The sequence below is a fragment of the Desulfitobacterium sp. PCE1 genome (genome assembly GCF_000384015.1).
GTDB classification, from domain to species: domain Bacteria; phylum Bacillota; class Desulfitobacteriia; order Desulfitobacteriales; family Desulfitobacteriaceae; genus Desulfitobacterium; species Desulfitobacterium dehalogenans.
The window spans coordinates 3148537-3167796 of record NZ_KB913023.1 but is presented as its reverse complement, the minus strand read 5'-3'; the positions used below and the strand labels follow the sequence as shown (position 1 = coordinate 3167796).

21 protein-coding genes are annotated in these 19260 nt (G+C 47.1%); all 21 read left to right on the top strand.

The genetic code is table 11. The features are described 5' to 3' along the window. The first annotated feature begins 675 nt into the window (after positions 1–675). Entirely contained in the window at positions 676–1188 is a 513-nt protein-coding gene (gene rimM / locus DESPCE1_RS0115840) for a ribosome maturation factor RimM (protein WP_014795014.1), read from the top strand. Further along, on the top strand, positions 1185–2015 hold the full coding sequence (gene trmD, locus DESPCE1_RS0115835) for a tRNA (guanosine(37)-N1)-methyltransferase TrmD (protein ID WP_014795013.1): 831 nt from the start codon (positions 1185–1187) through the stop codon (positions 2013–2015). Before rimM ends, trmD begins: the two co-directional genes overlap by 4 nt. A gap of 12 nt (positions 2016–2027) precedes the next feature. After that, positions 2028–2585: an RNA methyltransferase gene (locus tag DESPCE1_RS0115830; RefSeq protein WP_019851020.1), complete on the top strand. Its 558-nt coding sequence runs from the start codon at positions 2028–2030 to the stop codon at positions 2583–2585. Between the two features lie 512 nt (positions 2586–3097). Then, positions 3098–3439 (top strand): 50S ribosomal protein L19, encoded by a 342-nt coding sequence (rplS, locus tag DESPCE1_RS0115825; RefSeq protein ID WP_014795011.1) that lies wholly within the window; start codon positions 3098–3100, stop codon positions 3437–3439. Between the two features lie 153 nt (positions 3440–3592). After that, the gene (gene lepB / locus DESPCE1_RS0115820; protein ID WP_019851019.1) at positions 3593–4105 is read left to right on the top strand and encodes a signal peptidase I; all 513 of its coding nucleotides are present in this window, start codon (positions 3593–3595) and stop codon (positions 4103–4105) included. A gap of 23 nt (positions 4106–4128) precedes the next feature. Next, entirely contained in the window at positions 4129–4959 is an 831-nt protein-coding gene (gene ylqF, locus DESPCE1_RS0115815; RefSeq protein ID WP_014795009.1) for a ribosome biogenesis GTPase YlqF, read from the top strand. 56 nt (positions 4960–5015) lie between these two features. After that, on the top strand, positions 5016–5798 hold the full coding sequence (locus DESPCE1_RS0115810) for a ribonuclease HII (RefSeq protein ID WP_028305598.1): 783 nt from the start codon (positions 5016–5018) through the stop codon (positions 5796–5798). Positions 5799–5921: 123 nt separating this feature from the next. Beyond that, a complete protein-coding gene (locus DESPCE1_RS0115805) occupies positions 5922–6278 on the top strand; it encodes an NADH-quinone oxidoreductase subunit A (protein WP_014795007.1) in 357 nt (118 codons plus the stop codon). Further along, the gene (locus DESPCE1_RS0115800) at positions 6269–6790 is read left to right on the top strand and encodes an NADH-quinone oxidoreductase subunit B (RefSeq protein WP_014795006.1); all 522 of its coding nucleotides are present in this window, start codon (positions 6269–6271) and stop codon (positions 6788–6790) included. The genes DESPCE1_RS0115805 and DESPCE1_RS0115800 overlap by 10 nt, the downstream gene beginning before the upstream one ends. After that, on the top strand, positions 6780–7271 hold the full coding sequence (locus DESPCE1_RS0115795; protein ID WP_014795005.1) for an NADH-quinone oxidoreductase subunit C: 492 nt from the start codon (positions 6780–6782) through the stop codon (positions 7269–7271). The genes DESPCE1_RS0115800 and DESPCE1_RS0115795 overlap by 11 nt, the downstream gene beginning before the upstream one ends. Positions 7272–7283: 12 nt before the next feature. Continuing rightward, complete coding sequence (locus DESPCE1_RS0115790) at positions 7284–8396, top strand: NADH-quinone oxidoreductase subunit D (protein WP_019851017.1); 1113 nt, start codon at positions 7284–7286, stop codon at positions 8394–8396. A gap of 24 nt (positions 8397–8420) precedes the next feature. Continuing rightward, the gene (gene nuoH, locus DESPCE1_RS0115785; RefSeq protein ID WP_019851016.1) at positions 8421–9476 is read left to right on the top strand and encodes an NADH-quinone oxidoreductase subunit NuoH; all 1056 of its coding nucleotides are present in this window, start codon (positions 8421–8423) and stop codon (positions 9474–9476) included. A 4-nt stretch (positions 9477–9480) separates the two neighbouring features. Continuing rightward, the gene (locus DESPCE1_RS0115780; protein WP_014795002.1) at positions 9481–9888 is read left to right on the top strand and encodes an NADH-quinone oxidoreductase subunit I; all 408 of its coding nucleotides are present in this window, start codon (positions 9481–9483) and stop codon (positions 9886–9888) included. Further along, positions 9885–10397, top strand: coding sequence for an NADH-quinone oxidoreductase subunit J (locus DESPCE1_RS0115775; RefSeq protein ID WP_014795001.1), 513 nt, complete (start codon positions 9885–9887; stop codon positions 10395–10397). The genes DESPCE1_RS0115780 and DESPCE1_RS0115775 overlap by 4 nt, the downstream gene beginning before the upstream one ends. Continuing rightward, positions 10394–10726 (top strand): NADH-quinone oxidoreductase subunit NuoK, encoded by a 333-nt coding sequence (nuoK, locus tag DESPCE1_RS0115770; protein WP_014795000.1) that lies wholly within the window; start codon positions 10394–10396, stop codon positions 10724–10726. Before DESPCE1_RS0115775 ends, nuoK begins: the two co-directional genes overlap by 4 nt. 19 nt (positions 10727–10745) lie before the next feature. Continuing rightward, a complete protein-coding gene (gene nuoL, locus DESPCE1_RS0115765) occupies positions 10746–12704 on the top strand; it encodes an NADH-quinone oxidoreductase subunit L (RefSeq protein ID WP_019851015.1) in 1959 nt (652 codons plus the stop codon). After that, positions 12704–14263 (top strand): NuoM family protein, encoded by a 1560-nt coding sequence (locus tag DESPCE1_RS0115760; protein ID WP_014794998.1) that lies wholly within the window; start codon positions 12704–12706, stop codon positions 14261–14263. Before nuoL ends, DESPCE1_RS0115760 begins: the two co-directional genes overlap by 1 nt. Next, positions 14263–15753, top strand: coding sequence for an NADH-quinone oxidoreductase subunit N (locus DESPCE1_RS0115755; protein WP_019851014.1), 1491 nt, complete (start codon positions 14263–14265; stop codon positions 15751–15753). The genes DESPCE1_RS0115760 and DESPCE1_RS0115755 overlap by 1 nt, the downstream gene beginning before the upstream one ends. 390 nt (positions 15754–16143) lie before the next feature. Further along, positions 16144–16509, top strand: a complete 366-nt coding sequence (locus DESPCE1_RS0115750; RefSeq protein WP_014794996.1) for a YraN family protein — start codon at positions 16144–16146, stop codon at positions 16507–16509. 211 nt (positions 16510–16720) lie between these two features. Continuing rightward, positions 16721–17413, top strand: a complete 693-nt coding sequence (locus DESPCE1_RS0115745; RefSeq protein ID WP_014794995.1) for a response regulator transcription factor — start codon at positions 16721–16723, stop codon at positions 17411–17413. A 32-nt stretch (positions 17414–17445) separates the two neighbouring features. Then, the gene (locus DESPCE1_RS0115740) at positions 17446–19251 is read left to right on the top strand and encodes an ATP-binding protein (protein WP_019851013.1); all 1806 of its coding nucleotides are present in this window, start codon (positions 17446–17448) and stop codon (positions 19249–19251) included. Positions 19252–19260 lie beyond the last annotated feature (9 nt).

The following is a 19260-nucleotide window of genomic DNA, read 5'->3' as shown; positions in this document are numbered from 1 at the left end:
ACTGGGGCGTGTAGCTTTACGCACAACGGTCACTTCATAGCTCCGGGGCTGGTTCACTCGCTTTCTTAACAGCTCAGCCAAACCTCTGGGTAATACCTGAAGTGAACCAGTGGCTGAGCTATGTTAAGAAAGCCTCGTTCACCTGGCCGCCCCTCCGCTTAAAGAAAGCTTGGCTTATGGTGAGTGAAGCGAATCAGAAGCCTTAGCTGCCTTATACACAGTGAAATCCGTTCCCTTTTGTGCCTAAAGCTACACTCGCGGGTCTTGCTTAGTCTTCTTTCGGGCTTCACCTAAGCCTTTCCCGAGCGGGTCGCCGACCATGCCGCAAGCGGCGTCGGCAAGGCTGAACAAGCGGCCCAAGCCAAAATTCACAACACCCCGCCCGCTCAAACCTAAGAAGCAGCTCAAGGATTTTGCTTTCAGGCAGAGAACGGATTTAAGCGAGCAGGAAAGCAATCTTCGCGAAAAGACAGCAGCGGAGTCGGGTTGGAAACAGGACGTTTCCAACCGCCCATTGAGCAGGAGCGATTTGGGCGGGCACCCGACGGAGCGGAGGTCTTGAGCGATTAGATTGCTCCACGCAGCTTATGGAGTGAACGCCGAAAGCAAAATCCTGGAGAATTTAGTTTTTGCGCTTTTTAAAGTACTTTCCTCAAAGAAGGAGTAATGTCTTTTATGGATGAGGTTTTAATCGGTGAAGTCATAAAGCCCCATGGGGTTCAAGGGGAAATCAAAGTGTATCCCATTACGGATAATCCCAAGCGGTTCAAGAAGCTTAAGGAAGTTATCCTGGTGCAGAATCAGGAGCGGCGTTGCTTGAAGGTTCTTAATGCCAAAGTCCATCAATCGGAAGTGTACCTGACTTTGGAAGGGGTTAATACCAGAGATGAGGCAGACGTCCTAAGAGGATGGGCGGTAAAAACGGACCGCGACCAGGTTCCCCCTCTTAAAGAAGGCTGGTATTACTTCGAACTGGAGGGTATGCAAGTCTATGAGGGAGAGGCTTTATTAGGGACCTTGACCCAGGTGATTCAAACGGGGGCTAATGATGTTTATCTTGTTAAGGGGGATAAAGGGGAGATCTGCGTGCCGGCTTTGAAGACGGTAGTGAAGCATGTGGATGTAGCCGGAAAGCGGATGGATGTAGAGCTGCCCTCCGGACTGATTGATGGTGACGAAATACGATGATGAAGTTTACCGTGTTAACCCTATTTCCGGAGATGTTTGCACCTGTTCATGAGAGTATTTTGAAACGTGCTCAAGCAGCACACCTCATTGATGTGAGTTTGATTAATTTTCGGGATTACGCTGCAAGTAAGCATAAGAATGTGGATGATGTTCCTTATGGTGGAGGAGCGGGGATGGTGCTCAAGCCGGAGCCTCTCTTTGCTGCTCTGCGGGATTTGCCGCCCTGCGACCGTCGACGGCGGGTTGTTTTGCTCTCTCCTCAAGGGGAAGTGTTTCAGCAGCAGAAGGCCAAAGAATGGAGCAGGTTGGATGAGCTGGTCTTTATTTGCGGTCACTATGAGGGATTTGACGAACGTATTCGCAGTCTTGCTGATGAAGAGGTTTCTTTGGGGGATTTCGTTCTGACGGGAGGAGAACTGGCAGCCATGGTGATGATGGATGCAGTGGCTCGTTTATTGCCCGGCGTGCTGGGGGAAAAGGCATCGGCTGAGGAAGATTCCCATAGCGAGGGGCTTTTGGAATACCCTCAGTATACTCGTCCCCCCTTGTTTGAGGGGATGGAGGTTCCAGACATTCTTTTATCCGGTCATCATCGGCGTATTGAGGATTGGCGAAGAAAGGAATCCCTGCGTCGTACTTTCTTAAAGCGCCCTGATTTGTTCGCCAAGGTAGAATTTCAAGCGGGAGATTTTAATTTATTAGAGGAACTGATTCATGAGCATCCCGAACTGGGGAAAGAACGTTCTCGCTGGGAACATTTAAGGCCCAAGCCCAAAAAACGCAGACAGAAGAAGTCTGAATTTAATGGGACTGAGAATGCAGAATAAGGAGGAACCATCATGGGCGATTTGTACGTCGCATTGCTTCATGCTCCAGTCTATAATAAAAACATGGAAACCATCGCGACCTCCATCACCAATTTGGATATTCATGACATCGCTCGCAGTGCCACTACATACGGAGTGAAGCGCTACTATATTATCCATCCCGCTGAAGCTCAAAGAGCCTTAGCTCAGCGGATTATGGGGTATTGGCAGGAGGGCTTTGGTGCAGAATATAATCCCAATCGCCAGGAAGCCTTTGCCCGGGTTAAATTGGCTAGAGAACTTGCCGAGGTTGAAGAGGAGATTTTTAAGGAACAAGGGAGAAAGCCTTTGAAAATAGCCACGGATGCCCGGCGATATCCCAATACCTTAGGTTATGCTGCCGTACGGGATAAGATCGAGAATGGGGAGGAACCTTTGCTGTTGCTCTTCGGCACAGGCTGGGGGCTGCTCAGGGAAGTTATGGAGGATTGTGATATCATCCTTGAACCTATCTATGGGCCTGGTGAATGGAATCATCTTTCCGTTCGTTCAGCAGCAGCTATTATTCTCGATCGTTTAAGGGGACATTAAGGGAATTTTAAAAGCCCTCAAATAGTGATCTAATGACCTACTAGCGTAGCTTTACGCACAAAAGCGAACGGATTTCACTGTATATAAGGCAGCTAAGGCTTCTGATTCGCTTCACTCACCATAAGCCAAGCTTTCTTTAAGCGGAGGGGCGGTCGGGTCAATGAGGCTTTCTTAACGTAGCGCAGCCACGGTTCACATGCAGAAAACAGCGGGGTTTGGCGACGAAAGTGTCCAGTGGACAGTTTCGCTCAAGGCGGCACTCCTCAAAGAACACTTATCCGCCGCAGATGCTGTTAAGAGAGCAAGTTGGTCAGCCCCGGAGCTATGGAGTGAGTGTTGTGCGTAAAGCTACTCGACCCAAATAATATTTTGTGATTTTTAAAGTTGCATACAGCTTATTGTTTATGATACAATATCACGGTAAAACGGATGGTCCGCTCACTGTGAAAAGCATGGTGCTTAAACATCGGCTCAGTGTATGAACATCTATGCAAGGAAGGGGGGAATCAATAATGGATTTTATTCGCATGATTGAAGAAGAGCAAATGAAAAAAGATCTTCCTGCCTTCCGTCCTGGAGATACTGTACGTGTCCATGTAAAAGTTGTCGAGGGTTCTCGGGAACGTATCCAGGCTTTTGAAGGGGTTGTTATCAAGATGAAAGGCGGCGGTCTTCGTCGGTCTTTCACAGTGCGTCGGGTAACCTATGGTGTAGGAGTAGAGCGGTCTTTCCCGCTGCATTCTCCTCGAATTGACCGTATTGAGGTGGTACGCCGTGGTGTTGTACGCCGTGCCAAACTCTACTACCTACGTGGACTTTCAGGTAAAGCTGCGCGGATTCGCGACCGTCGCTAGCAATAAGATGGGCCGGAGCTATCCGGCCCTTTTATTTATAGATAGGGGAAGACATTAGTAAAAAAACCATTCGTTTTGTCTTAAAAACGCTGTATGCTCCTTAAAATTTCTGTTCATACTAGTGAAGAGTTTGAAATAGGGAGGAGAAAAACAGTGAGGAATAAGACAAAAATCGGATGGTTAATCTGGGTCCTTGCAGCAGTCGTCATTTGTGCTGCTCTTTTACGTTTATTTGTACTTCAGCCCTATACTATTTCTTCAAATTCTATGGAGCCTACTTTGCTTCCAGGGGATAGAATTCTCGTGAATCGTTTTGCTTACCAATACGGAGCACCCGCTCGGGGAGATATTGTGGTTTTTGCCTATCCGAAAGATACCAGCCGTACTTTCGTCAAGCGGGTCATTGCAGTGGAGGGTGAGACTGTTGAGCTCAAAGGGAATCAAGTCTATGTCAACGGATCACTGATTCAGGAACCTTATCTGAAGCAAGGGGATCATTCACCCTTTGAACCCGAAACGATCCCTGCTGAAAATATCTTTGTTTTAGGCGACAACCGTCGGGAGAGCGGTGATTCAAGAGAATGGGGAGTTTTGCCGAAAAGTTATATCATAGGGAAAGCTTGGTTTGTTTATAGTCCGCTCCAAAGATTTAAGTTTTTTTGGTAGACGGTAGATAAGAAGGTGTTTCGTTGAGTATTCAGTGGTTTCCCGGCCATATGGCCAAAGCAAAGCGGTTGTTAGTGGAACAGCTGCGTTGGGTGGATGTGGTCATCGAATTGGGAGATGCCCGTTTGCCAGAAAGCAGCAGAAACCCTCTGCTGCAAGAGATGTTGGGGGATAAGCCTAAAATCGTTATACTGAACAAGGTGGATTTGGCTGATCCTTATTGGACGGAGATCTGGACACGTAAACTTCGTCAGTCCAGCCCGGTATTGGCAGTAAGCGCAACCGGCGGTGCCGGGGTGGGCAAAATTGTTCCTGAAGTCGAGCGGCTCATGGCCCATAAAATAGAGAAATGGACGGCCAAAGGAATTCGTGCCCGCAGTATCCGGGTGATGATCGCGGGAATACCCAATTGTGGAAAATCCTCTCTGGTGAATAATCTCATAGGAAGTGCAAAAGCTAAAACAGGGAATAAACCGGGAGTGACCCGGGGCAATCAATGGATTCGCATTCACGACAGGGTGGAATTGCTCGATACGCCGGGATTGCTTTGGCCGAAGTTCGAAGACCCAGAAGTGGGCAGAAAATTAGGTGCTGTAGGCGCTATCCGGGATGAGGTTTTAAATCTTGAGGAGCTGTCCCTTTGGGTATTGGAGCATTTAAAGGAGAATTATCCGGAGGCTTTAAAACGATACACTGAAGATGTCCAAGGTTTGGATCTGGAAGGGATTGGACGAAAGAGGGGCTGTTTGGTTAAAGGGGGACAGGTGGATACCCTGAAAGCGGCTCAGATTTTTATAAGGGAATTTCGGGCAGGATCTTTAGGGAAGTTTACTTTAGATCGTACGCCGAAATAATTGATGATACTATCCAAAAGAAATTTTTGAAGAGATTAGGAAAGAGGAAAAATACGTTGAAGGCAATATCTCGAATGAGTATTCGTGAAGTGAGTGAGGTTCTCAATACTGAACCTTCGGAGGAACTTCTTAAAGCCTGTGCTCAGGACTCACGTCAAGGTATACAGAATCTGATTGCTCGTTATTATAAGGAGTGGGAAGCTCGTCAAGTCGAAGAAGAACGCATCGAAGCGTTATTAATGGAAGAGAAACAGTTGTGGAGCAGCGGGTATTTACATATAGCCGGGATTGATGAAGCGGGGAGAGGTCCTCTGGCCGGCCCCGTCGTGGCAGCTACCTGCATTCTCCCTGCCAAATTTAATTTGCCCGGACTCAACGATTCCAAAAAGTTGACCGAGAGCAGACGGGAAAAACTGTTCCAACAGATAAAAGAGCAAGCTATCGGGTATGCTGTCGGCAGTGCGGAACCTGCCGAGATCGATGGATTGAATATACTTCAGGCCACCAAATTGGCCATGAAGAGAGCCGTGGAAAGTTTAAAAGTGCGTCCCCATTTTTTATTGATTGATGCCTTGGAATTACCAGGTTTCAAGATACCCCAAAAAGGCATCGTGGACGGAGATGCCTTAAGTGCCAGTATAGCGGCCGCATCCATTTTGGCAAAAGTCTCAAGGGATCGCTTAATGAGTGAACTGGACAAGGTTTATCCTGAGTATGGATTTGCCAAAAACAAAGGCTATGGTACCAGAGAACATCTTATGGCTCTGCGCCGTTATGGAGTGAGTCCCATTCATCGAAGGAGCTTTGCGCCGGTTCAACAGCAACTGGATATCGTTTGAAAATACTTATAATTTGCATTCAAGATATTAGACATACATAAATGTTGACTATTCATAAACAAATATGGCACAATGAGTTTGGCTTATGGGAAATATATTTTTTATATGAAGGGGGGTAGGGAGATGTCAGATAACTTTGCTGCTGTGGGGATTGCTCTTGTGGTAGCAATTGCCATCAACTTAATTATGATGTTGATGCCAAAACTCTTAGCTCCAAAAAAACCGGTTCCTGAAAAGTTAACACCCTATGAAGGCGGTAACGTGACCATAGGAAGGACCTGGTTGGGTTTCAAAAGCAATTATTTTCTTTATGCTCTTGTTTTTACAGCTTTTGATGTAGAAACGGTATTCCTGTTTCCATGGGCGTTGTCGTTCCGACAACTTGGAACCTTCGCTTTTATTGAAATGTTCGTATTCATTGTCATTCTCTTAGTTGGTTTCTGGTATGCTTGGAAGGAAGGTGCATTAGAGTGGATGTAGCAAAAGAGAAAGAACTCCGCGAAGCCGAAGCTCTTATGGAAAAAAACATGCTGCTCACCAGTGTTGATAAAATTCTGAACTGGGGACGGGGGCATTCTTTTTGGCCGGTAACCTTCGGTTTAGCTTGCTGTGCTATCGAAATGATGGCTGCAGGTGGTCCGCGTGTTGACATCTCTCGTTTTGGGTATGAGGTCTTCCGGGCGTCACCTCGCCATGCCGATGTCATGATTGTCGCTGGAACATGTACTCGCAAAATGGCTCCTCTTCTGCGGATGATTTATGACCAGATGCCTGAACCGAAATGGGTTATTGCTATGGGCAGCTGTGCCGCTGCAGGTGGTCCTTTTGCGGATTCCTATTCCATGTTGACAGGTGTGGACAAAGTAGTCCCTGTCGATGTCTATATTCCTGGCTGCCCTCCACGGCCGGAGTCCTTAGTATATGGGTTGCTTCAACTTCAACATAAGGTGAATCACCCAGACAAGGTGAGGTTATTGAAACATGGGAAATAATGAAGTATTAAAAAAACGTGTGGATGATTTAGCATCCCGGGTCGGCGGAACCGTCGAAGAGATGCTCGATACTTTAGTGCTTACCGTTAAGGCACCTTATATTACGGAAACCTTAACGGCAGCAAAAAGCTTCGAAGAAGTGCCTTGTGACTTTCTCCACGACATTGGGGGAGTGGATAAGTTAGACCACTTCGAAGTGGTATATCAATTAAACAGTTTGCGCGGACCACAAAAACTCAGAGTCAAAGCGATTGTAGATCGCGACAATCCAGTGATTGATTCCGTAACCCGACTTTGGGCAGGTGCCGATTTCATGGAGCGGGAAGCTTATGATATGTTTGGCATTCAATTCAAAGGGCATCCCAATCTGAAACGGATTTATATGTGGGATGACTTCGAAGGGTTTCCACTTCGCAAAGATTATGTCACAGAGCCTGCGGAAGTTCGAAATGTTATGCGCGTGCGCAGGGAAGATGATTAAGGGGGTAGAGCCATGTCTGATATATACAATGAAGGAACAGAAGAACTCCTTTTAAACATGGGCCCCCAACATCCGAGTATGCACGGCGTATTTCGTATGATTGTTCGTTTACAGGGGGAAACTGTTACCGGTATTGAACCTAAGATTGGTTATTTGCATCGCGGGTTGGAGAAGATCGCAGAAAGCCGTACCTATCCGCAATTTATTCCCTATACCGATCGTTTGGATTATCTGGCCTCACCTCATAATAATCTGGCCTATGTCCAAACTGTTGAAAAATTAATGGGCCTTGAGATTCCGGAGAGAGCGGAATACCTCAGGATTATTTTAGCCGAGTTGGCTCGTATCGCCAGCCACCAGGTATTCATCGCCAGTTCCGCCTTGGATATGGCAGGATGGACGGCTTGGGGATATCCTTTCCGGGATCGGGAGAGAATCCTTGATCTGTTTGAAATGATAGCAGGCAGTCGTTTGACTGTGAATTGCATGCGGATTGGCGGAGTCAGTGCAGAGCCTCCCGCAGAATTCTGGCCTGCTTTGGAATCCTTCCTGGATGATATGCCGGAAAAGATTGAGGAGTATTTTAACATTTATATGGGCAATGAAATTGCCCAGGCACGGATGAAAAAGATAGGTATTCTCACCAAGGAGGCTGCAGAGAATCTTTGCATCACGGGTCCGGCTTTACGGGCTTCCGGTGTCCAATATGATGTACGGAAGGCTGAGCCTTATGGGATTTATGATCGCTTTGATTTTGAAGTTCCGGTGCTTTACGGTTGCGATAACTATGATCGCAATCTGATCCGTTTCATGGAGATGAACGAAAGCCTTAAGATCATTCGCCAAGCGATCAGGGATATCCCTGAGGGTCCGATTATGGCTAAAGTGCCTAAAATTATTAAACCACCGGTCGGTGAAGTCTATCATCGCGTGGAAAATCCCAAAGGTGAACTCGGTTTCTATATCGTAAGTAATGGAACACCGAAACCTGAGCGGGTTAAGATTCGGGCCGGCGCCTTCGTCAACCTTCAATGTTTAAGTGAAATTGGTGTGGGCACCTATATTCAAGATCTTATCGCAAGCTTTGCATCCTTGGATGCAGTACTTGGTGAAGTGGATAAGTAATACTCTCAACGAGGGGAGAAGAAGATGGAAGCTATACGTGCTTTAAATGAGTTGCCACAAAATATTGCGGATGCCATCCGTGGTTTGTTTGCGGATCCGAATTCGATTTGGGCAGACTTAACCATGACCTTAATCGGGATGATACTTATCATCGTAGTGATCGTCATTTCAGCGCTTTTACTGATTGTTCTCGAACGTAAAATTGCTGGTTGGGGATCCCAGCGTCCCGGTCCAAACCGCTTAGGTCCACGTGGATGGTTTCAAACGATTGCCGATGCTCTGAAGTTGCTGGGTAAAGAAGATCTTGTGCCCGCAAACGCGGATCGGTTTATGTTTAGGATTGCTCCTATGTTTATATTTGGTATTCCCATTTTGACCTTGACCATCATTCCCTTTGGTTATGCCATGACCGTTATCGATCTGGAACTGGGTGTGTTTTTCTATCTGGGAATTACCTCGATATCCACTCTTGCCCTGTTAATGGCAGGATGGAGTTCCAACAATAAGTATTCATTGCTGGGTGGTATGCGTGCTGTTGCACAGATGATCAGTTACGAGATCCCCTTGATCTTCTCACTTCTTGGGGTTGTCATGCTGACTCAGACCTTTAATTTAACGAAAATCGTGGAAGCACAGGCGACATTGCCCTTTATTTTCTTACAGCCTTTAGCATTTATAATCTTTTTGATTTGCGGACAAGCGGAAGTCAACAGGGCGCCATTCGACCTTTTAGAAGCTGACCAGGAAATCATCGCCGGACCCTTTACGGAGTACACAGGATTGCGCTGGGGATTATTCTACCTTGGTGAGTACGCTAATCTTGTAGCTATGTGCGCATTAGCAACCACCGTATTCCTTGGTGGCTGGCAAGGGCCGGCAGTTTTACCGGGCTGGGCTTGGTTCTGGTTAAAAGTAGGTCTCTTGATCTTTGTCTCCATGTGGGTTCGTTGGACGTTCCCGCGGATTCGGATTGACCACTTAATGCATTTGGCCTGGAAGGTCTTGTTACCGCTCGCGCTTCTCAACATCTTGTTGACGGGTTTGGGGATTTACATCTATCAACTCGTGATTGGAGGGTGACAGAGTGTTAGGTAAAGGATTATTAACGGGAATGGGCATCGTACTCAAGAAGATGCTCGGACCAAACGTCACAGAGTTCTATCCTGAGGTCATGCCGGATCTTCCCAAGGCCGTTCGCAGCTCGATGGGACTGGAACCGGAAAAATGCATTTCCTGCACATTGTGTGCTTTGGCCTGTCCGAACAAGGTCATTACTTTAACCAGTGAAAAGGATGAAAACAATAAAAAAGTTCTTAAATCCTATCACATGGATGTGGGACGTTGTTTGTTCTGCGGCCTATGCACGGAAGCATGTCCGACGGATGCACTGACAGTGACCCAAGAGTTTGAGAACTCCGTCTTCTATCCCGAGGATTTATATTGGGACATGATTGAGCGTTCGAAGCGTAATCGGAAGGAGGGCAACGAATGAGTACTATGGCGACGATTGTATTTTTCATTTTCGCCATAATCGCCGTGGCTTCAGCATGGGGAGTTGTCACCTCGAAAAATATTGTACACAGTGCCTTTTTCTTGGCTCTTTCCTTTGCTGGAGTTGCCGTCCTGTATGTTCTCTTAAATGCTGAGTATCTTGCAGCAGTTCAACTTTTAGTTTATGCAGGAGCAATTTCGATTATGGTTATCTTTGCAGTCATGCTGACCTTAAGGGGCGATGTGGCTGTAAGCAGCCCTGTTACAAAAAAATGGACCCAAGGGGCTTTGGTGGGTTCCCTTGTCTTTATTGTTTTGGCCTTGGTTATTCTGACCAACAGTGATTGGCGAATTCTTGCCATGCCTGCACTTGCGGGAGGGACTACAGTGGAGCTCTCCAAGCTGCTCTTGACATGGTATATGGTACCTTTTGAAGCAGCTGCCATCCTTATTACAGTAGCATTGATTGGGGCAGTGATTATCGCGAAAGGAGGGCATGAAAGCAAATGAGTATAAGCGTTGGGCTTGGATCCTATCTTTTGGTTGGAGCGATGCTTTTTTGCCTGGGGCTCTACGGAGTTTTCGTGAAGCGAAACATCATTGCCATTCTCATGTCCGTTGAATTGATGCTTAACGCAGTGAATATTAACTTCATTGCTTTTAGTCGGTTTGCCCCCTGGGCTAGTCCCGGGACAAATCCCCTCATTGGACAGGTGGCCGCAATCTTTGTTATCGTTGTTGCTGCAGCGGAAATTGCCGTGGGATTGGCGTTGGTTATCGCCATTTACCGCAATCGCCGTACCACGAATGTGGATGAATTCAACTGGTTGAAGTGGTAGAGAGTCTATGGAGAGGTAGGTGTTCAAGGAAATGAATGATCTTTTTCAATGGGCATGGTTGATTCCCTTTTTGCCCTTCCTGTCGTTTCTACTCATCGCCTTAGTCACAAAGCGATCCAAAAGACTGTCCTCCACCATTTCTATTTTGGCGATTCTTACTTCGTTTGGATTGTCCATAGCTATCGGTCTTGGTGTAATTCAGTCTGGCTCGCAAGTCGTTGAAAACCCCGTGTTGACCACTGTGAACTGGCTCAGCATCGGCGGACTTCATATTGACTTTGGAACACTCATTGATCCTATGAGTGCGATGATGTTATTTGTAGTGACCTTGGTTGCATCCATGGTTCAGATTTACTCCATCGGATATATGCATGGAGACCCCGGTTTTTCACGTTATTATGCCTTTCAATCTTTATTCGCAGCTTCCATGCTGGGCATGGTTTTAGCAACAAACCTTTTGCAATTGTTTATCTTCTGGGAGCTCGTAGGACTATGCTCTTATCTGCTCATCGGATTCTGGTTCTTTAAGGTGTCCGCCCGGGAAGCGGCCAAGAAGGCCTTCATTACCACCCGTGTCGGGGACTTTGGCTTGCTCTTGGGAATTCTCTTCCTCTATAACCAATTCGGTACCTTGGATTTTTATGGTCCTGGTTCCTTATCCGTTCAAATGGCGACCAACTTCCAGGATTTTGCCCTGATCGGCGGAGTAAGTTATCTTACCATCATGGCAATTTTGGTCTTCATCGGGCCTGTTGGGAAATCCGGTCAGTTCCCCTTACACGTCTGGCTGCCTGATGCCATGGAAGGTCCTACACCCGTCAGCGCCTTGATCCACGCTGCAACCATGGTTGTAGCCGGGGTCTATTTGGTCGCACGGATGTTCTTCCTCTTTGATAACGCGTCTCCTTTTGCTCTGCAGCTGGTGGCAGGAATGGGTGCCTTTACGGCAATTTTTGCGGCCACCATTGCCATTGCGCAGGACGATATCAAACGGATCTTGGCTTATTCAACTTTAAGCCAATTGGGGTATATGATGTTCGCCCTTGGTGTCGGCTCCTTAACCGCCTCCATGTTCCACCTGATGACCCATGCCTTCTTTAAGGCCTTAATGTTCTTAGGAGCAGGTTCTGTCATTCATGCCCTGCATGAAAAGCAAAACATCTGGGATATGGGTGGACTTTGGAAGAAGATGCCGATTACAGGCACGACCTTCTTCATTGGGGTCTTGGCTATCGCCGGTATTCCGCCTTTTGCCGGATTCTTCTCCAAAGATGAAATTCTTGCCGCCGCATTGCATAATGGTCATCCTATCATCTTTGCAGTAGGCTTGTTTACCGCCTTCCTGACCGCCTTCTATATGAGCCGTCTCTTCTTTGTGGCCTTCATGGGTAAAGAGAAGCCGGAAAATCATCCTCACGAATCTCCTTGGGTGATGACCTTGCCTTTGATCATCCTGGCCTTCTTCAGCGTGGTCGGCGGATGGGTTGCCTTGCCTGAGCATGGTTTTGGTTTCTTCGTTCGTTACGGCGCGTTCCACCCTCATGCTATGGATTGGCTTGTTGCCTCTGTTTCTATTATCGCAGGAGTATTGGGGATCGGTTTGGCCTACATCACTTATGTGACCCGGGCTATTAAAGCTGAAAATGTGGTTGCCCGTTTCCCTGGTGTCTATAAGCTTCTTAAAAACAAGTACTATATCGACGAAATCTATCTCTGGTTCATTCATAAGGTTATGGATGGCGTTGTAGCCAAAGTACTTTATTGGTTTGACCTCTATATTATCGATGGTATTGTTAACGGGTTGGCAGCGGTTACCCGGGGTTCGGGCCGCGTCTTACGCCGGACCACCACTGGTCAGCTGCAAACCTATGCTTTGGTATTCTTCTTTGCTATAGTCGTAATCTATCTTGTCTTCGCCTTGGGAGAGGGACAGCTTTCGGCGCTTAATCCCGCAGCTATGCTAGGAGGTGTTAAGTAATGTCGACTTTGGCACTTCAGCCTGAAGTGGGCTCCTTTATTCTGCCATTCGCACTGTTAGCACCCATTCTGGCAGCACTGCTTATTGTGTTCCTGCCCAAAGAGGAAGGAAAGACGATTAAACTGGTGGCAGCTCTGGGTACCCTCACTTCATTGTTACTTTCTCTCTATGTATTCTTTGCCTATGACCGCTCCTTAGCAGGCATGCAGTTTAATCTCACGATTCCGCTGATTCCGGATATCGGTGTTAATCTGGCTTTCGGGGTGGACGGCATTAGTATTCCTATGCTCTTACTCACGAACCTCATCGGCTTTACTGCCGTGTATTCCTCTTGGAACATCGACAATCGTGTCAAAGAGTTCTTCGTTCTTCTCCTGATCCTGATTGCCGGGGTTATGGGAACCTTCATTGCCCGCGACCTGTTTATCTTCTTCCTTTTCTATGAAATCGTGGTTATTCCCATTTATATCATGGTTATCATCTGGGGAAGTACAAAACGGGTGACCAAAGAGTATGCAGGGATGAAGCTGACCATCTACCTGTTGATCGGATCCGCTTTATTGCTGGTGGCTATGGTTTCCCTTTGGGTCAATGCTACCAACCAGCTGGCCGCCCTGGGCCAGGGGCCGACCTTTATGTTCGATGAGCTGGCAAAGCTTCAGTATGACCAGACCTTCCAGATCATTTGCTTCGGTCTTTTAACGTTAGGCTTTGGTTCGCTGATTTCTATGTTCCCCTTCCATTCATGGTCTCCTGACGGTTATGCCGGCGCTCCTACAGCGGTCAGTATGATTCACGCCGGAGTCTTGAAGAAGATCGGGGGTTACGGTTTAATTCGCCTGGGACTTATGGTGTTCCCCTTGGGTGCAAAATTCTGGGCGCCGGTGATTGCCGTCTTAGCGGTGATTAACGTTCTCTATGCAGCCTTCATCGCTTTAGCACAGAAAGACCTCAAATATGTGGTCGGATATTCTTCCGTAAGCCATATGGGTTATGTTCTGATTGCCGTGGCGGCACTTAATATAACCAGTATCAATGGCGCAGTGGCCATGATGTTTGCGCACGGCGTGATGTCAGCCCTCTTCTTCTCCATGATCGGATTTATCTATGAGAAGACCCATACCCGCAATATTGCGGAACTGGGCGGGCTTGCCCATCAGATGCCACGCCTGGCCGTAGGTTTCTTACTGGCAGGTATGGCTGGCCTGGGATTGCCCGGCACAGTGAACTTTATCGGTGAATTTACGATCTTCATTGGAACGGTTAAGGTATTGCCGGTCCATGCGATAGTTGGTATCGCCGGGATTATCTTCACAGCGGTTTATTCCCTCCGACTTATTGCCAATGTCCTCTTCGGACCTCGCCGTAAGGAATGGGATCATCTGAAAGACCTGCGCGGTCCTGAGCTTGTTCCTTTGGTTGTTCTGGTCTTTGTCATCATCATCACTGGTGTGTTCCCGAACACCGTACTGCAATTGATTGACACCGGGGTCCAATCCTCAGGGTTAGCCAAGGTGCTTGAAGCTGTGACTCAGGCGAAGATGGGAGGGTTGTTCTAATGGTGAGTTTCGAATTATCTTTACTCTCAACGGAAATCATTATGGCAGTCCTTGGCCTTGGCTTATTCGCAGTAGGATTAATCCTTCCCCGCGGGTCAAGACAGGGAATGTTCCCTCTTACCTTATTCGCCCTCTTGGGAACCCTTGCTTATGCCGTCTATGATTTCTTCTATGGTGGAAATGCGGCGTTCCTGCAAGGAATGTATATGCATGACCAGTTTGCAGGCTTTTTTAAGATTCTTTTCGTCATTGCGGCATTCCTTGTGGTGCTCTCAACGAAAGACTATGTGGCTAAATTCCAGGCTCATCGTGGAGAGTTCTATCCCTTATTGCTCATAGCCACTTTGGGCATGATGCTCATGGCTGGAGCAGGGGATCTTATCACCATGTATGTAGGCTTAGAGATGATGACCATAACCTTCTATATTCTCGTAGCCTACCATCCCAATGATCCAAAATCCTCAGAAGCCGGTATTAAGTATTTAGTTCTTGGAGCCGCTTCCTCGGCAGTGCTTCTCTATGGTATCAGCCTTATCTATGGACTCACCGGCTCCACCCAGATGCACTCGGTGGCCATGACCTTGGGTGCGGAAGCGAATCCGGTGACCATTCTGGCTACCGTGATGATGCTGGCCGGTTTTGGCTTTAAGATTAGTTTGGTTCCTTTCCATATGTGGGCGCCGGATATTTATGAAGGGGCACCTGCTCCGATTACCGCCTTCTTAGCTACTGCTTCCAAAGCTGCCGGTTTCGCAGCCCTGATCAGATTCTATGTCTTAATGATGTACAATCACTCCATGGGTGAAGCTGGGCTCATTCTGCTTCTTGTTCTGGCTGCTTTAACCATGATCATCGGAAACTTGATGGCCTTCCCGCAAAAGAACATCCAACGTTTGATGGCTTATTCAGGGATTGCCCAAGCAGGTTATGTCATTGTTGGTGTTATCGCAGTCTCCATTGCCAGCACGGCAGCCCAAGGGGGCGTCGATCCGGTCAGTGCTTTTCTGGACGGGATTAAAGGGGTATTGTTCTACCTGATGATTTATGTCTTTGCCAACTTAGGGGCCTTCGCGGTGATTACCCACGTGGCCCAATCTCAGGGCAGCACAGAGATTAAGGACTATGCAGGTTTAGCTAAACGCTCCCCGCTGTCCGCCGCAGTTCTCACCTTATCCGTTCTTTCTTTGGCTGGGATTCCTCCCTTGGCAGGATTTGTAGGTAAATTCTACCTCTTCTCAGCTGTCGTCAACCAAGGTCATGTCTGGATAGCGGTGATTGGTTTTGTGATGAGTATGATTTCCGTCTACTACTATTTATCGATTGTTAAGGTCATGTATCTAGGCGATGGGGAAGGATTACCTGAAGTACCGGTTCGTGGTGCTGCCAAATTTGGTATGGTATTCTCTATGATCATTACCATTGTCTTAGGTATTTATCCCACACCTCTGGCTCAAATGGCGATTACAGCCGCTACGAGCCTGGTAAAATAGAATCCGTGGATGTCAATTGTTCTTTGGAGAGTCTCAGCTTAGGCTGGGGCTCTTTTCTTTGTAGATTCAACAGTTACCGTCTTGCTCTTCTTAGGGCACTCTGCGTGGTATGACCGTTTACTCTGAAAAAGATTTACAAGCTAAGTCTCCAAGATTTTGCTTTACACCGTTCGCTCCATAAGCTGCGCGGACAAAACTAACGCTCCAGCCCTGGAGCTATGGAGAGAGCGTTGTGCGCAAAGCTACACGGCCCGGATAACATTTTTCCTCCTTTGCACCTACCCGAACAAGAGGGAAGGGGACAAAGAACCTTGTTGTGTGTTAGAATATGTAAATAGCAGATAAGCGAAAAAACCTTAGGGAACTAAGGAAATCAAAGGGGAGCTGTCGGTGAGCGAAAGTCGGCAAGCATTAGGAAAATATGGAGAGGAACTTGCTGTAAAGCATATTAAGCAGGCTGGACTTACTGTTCGGGAATGCAATTATCGCTGTCCTTTAGGGGAAATGGATATTATCGCTCAAGACGGGGAAACGATTGTTTTTATTGAAGTTCGGACTCGTTCCACCGGAAGACAGGGATGGGGGGAAGAGAGCATTACCTCTAAGAAGCGTGAGAGACTTTATCGTATTGCTACTCATTATTTAAACTATAGGAAGTATAAAGAGTGGCCTTCTTTACGCTTTGACATAATTGCCATACGTTCCCAAGACCGGGAAGGCAGTCAGCCGGATATTATCTGGATCCGTAGCATTTAAATAATATTGATAAATCCACATTCTGAAAAGAGTGGCCCTATATGCCCGCAAGCGTAGCTTTACGCACAGGAGACCACGCCCGAAGGTACGGATGTGGGGAAAGCTACACGACCCGAGCAAACGTATTACATTGGAATCAGATCTCTTATTTGTTATAAAGTAGAGGTATGATAAAATGCAGATATAAGACAATATTGGAGGGGAGACAGCTATGAATCCCATTTTAGTAATCGATGATGAAGAACGCATACGTCATTTGGTTCGCATGTATTTGGAACGGGAAGGCTATGAGGTGGATGAGGCGGGAAACGGACGGGAAGCTTTGGAAAAAATCCAGAAACGGGATTATGCCCTGCTTATCGTTGATTTAATGATGCCTGAGATAGATGGTTGGAAGGTATGCCGGGATGTAAGAGAGAAATCCGATATCCCTATCATCATGCTTACTGCCCGAGGGGAAGAGTTTGATCGAGTGCTGGGTTTTGAATTGGGCGCAGATGATTATCTGGTAAAGCCATTTAGTACCAAGGAGCTTGTGGCACGAGTAAAAGCCCTTTTAAGGCGTTCCCGGGGGAATACTGCCATAAGTTCTTCGGATTTAGTCTTTGGTTCCCTTAAGATTGAAAAGGAGAAGCATCGGGTGTCTATTGAGGATGAACAAATTCCTTTTACCCCAAGGGAATTTGAACTTCTTTACTTTTTAGCGAAAAACCCCAGCCGGGTGTTTTCCAGAGAACAGCTTATGGAGACTGTATGGGGCTATGACTTCTACGGGGATGCCCGTACAGTGGATACACATGTGAAAAAAATCCGCGAAAAGCTGGCGGATCCTAAGGTAAGAAGTATGCTGGCTACGGTATGGGGAGTGGGCTATAAATTCGATCCTGAAGCAGTCAATGAATAGGTTAAGTCTTCACTTGAAAAGAGGAGAAAAAATTGAAGTTTGATCTTCGTCCACGAAGTATCAGTATAAAATTATGGGCTGCCATTACCGCTTTAATCCTAGTGGTATTAGGTGGATTAGGGATAACAATCACTTTGCTTTTCGGTGATTTTTATTTCCAACAAACATTGGATACTTTGGGAAATGAAGTTAAGGAAATATCTCACTATCTCGGGGAGCAGCCTAACTGGTCTCAGCGCTTATTTGCCATTGATGAGATCCGTCTTTCCTCGGATACCCAGATGGTTGTCATTGACCGTTACAGTGAAATCATTGCCATCAAAGGTGGGAATGTAGCGGCAAGCTTCGGAACCAACGACCGTATCGGTTGGGGTGACGTTTCAGGGGAGATGAGCTGGCTTATCCGCTCTTTATACCCTTCGGATTTCTTATCTAGAACGGATATTGCCGAGGTCTTGGCGGGAAAGGTTATAACGATTAAGGCTATCCCCAGGAATCAGACGGGACAAGCAATGCTGATCGCTGCGGCCCCCATAGGGACCCCAAGTGAGGCTATTGTGGTGTTGGGGACATCGCCGGCCCCTGTTCAAGATAGTATTAATGCTTTTCGACGGATGACTTTATACGTATCTCTGGCAGCTGTGGTGTTGGCTACCCTGGTAAGCTTAGTTTTCGCAAGACAAGTGACGAGGCCCTTAGCTCTGATGCAAAAAGGGGCCAGCCAAATGGCTAACGGGGACTTTCAGCCCATCACCGGAGTGAGAAGCCGTGATGAGTTGGGTGAACTTGCCGATGTCTTAAACTCTATGGGAGAAAGCCTGAAGAACCATATGACTTGGCTATCCGAGGAGAGAAACCTCCTCCTGGGTATTGTAGAAGGGATCAGCGATGGCGTCATTATGCTGGATGCGGGTGGGGAGATTCTCTACACCAATGAACCTGCTAAAGCCCTTTGGCAAGGGTCGGGGCCGGACGAAGAGTCCCCGGAGCGGAAAGAAGCCCTTATGACTTTTTTACGGGAGTTCATGGAGGATGTTGAGATCGATAACAAGATCCATTTCAACTTGGATACCCAAGTGCTTCAAGTGGCTATGGCAACAACCCAATTTGAAGATGGAAAGCAAGGCTATGTTGCTGTACTGCGGGATATTACCGCATCCTTAAGGGCTGAAAAAGAGCGGCGGGATTTTATGGCCAGTGTCACTCATGAATTACGAACCCCCCTTCACTTGATTCAAGGATATTTAGAGGCTATTCAAGATGGAGTAATAGCCGAAGAGGAGCAAGCGGAAAACATTGATTTGGTGTTGGAAGAGGCTAAACGTTTAGCGAAATTAGTCATGGAACTCCAGGAGTTGGACCGCTTTGACAACTGGAAGAATTTTGAGAAGAAAGAAATTGACTTGGCTAGTTTTCTCCAAGAGTTGCACTATCGCTTTCAAGGACGGGCAGAAGAGTTAGGAATTCATTTAGAGATGGATAATGGTACAGGAGTCATCCATGCCAACCGAGATCGTTTGCTCCAAGTCTTTATCAATCTCATAGAAAATGCGTTCCGGCACACTCCTAAGGGGAAAAGTGTCAACATTAGAATCATTGACTATGGGGAGCATATTCAGTTTAATGTAGAAGATCAAGGAGAGGGAATTCCTCCTCAAGCCCTTCCCCATATTTTTGATCGATTCTATAGGGTGGATAAATCCCGCTCGCGGAAAGAAGGAGGTATGGGCTTAGGCTTATCCATTGTTATGCTGATCGTTGAGGCCCATAATGGGGAGATTAAAGTTGAAAGCGAGGTCGGAAAAGGTACAACCTTCAAAGTGATACTTCCCAAATAAATGAACTTT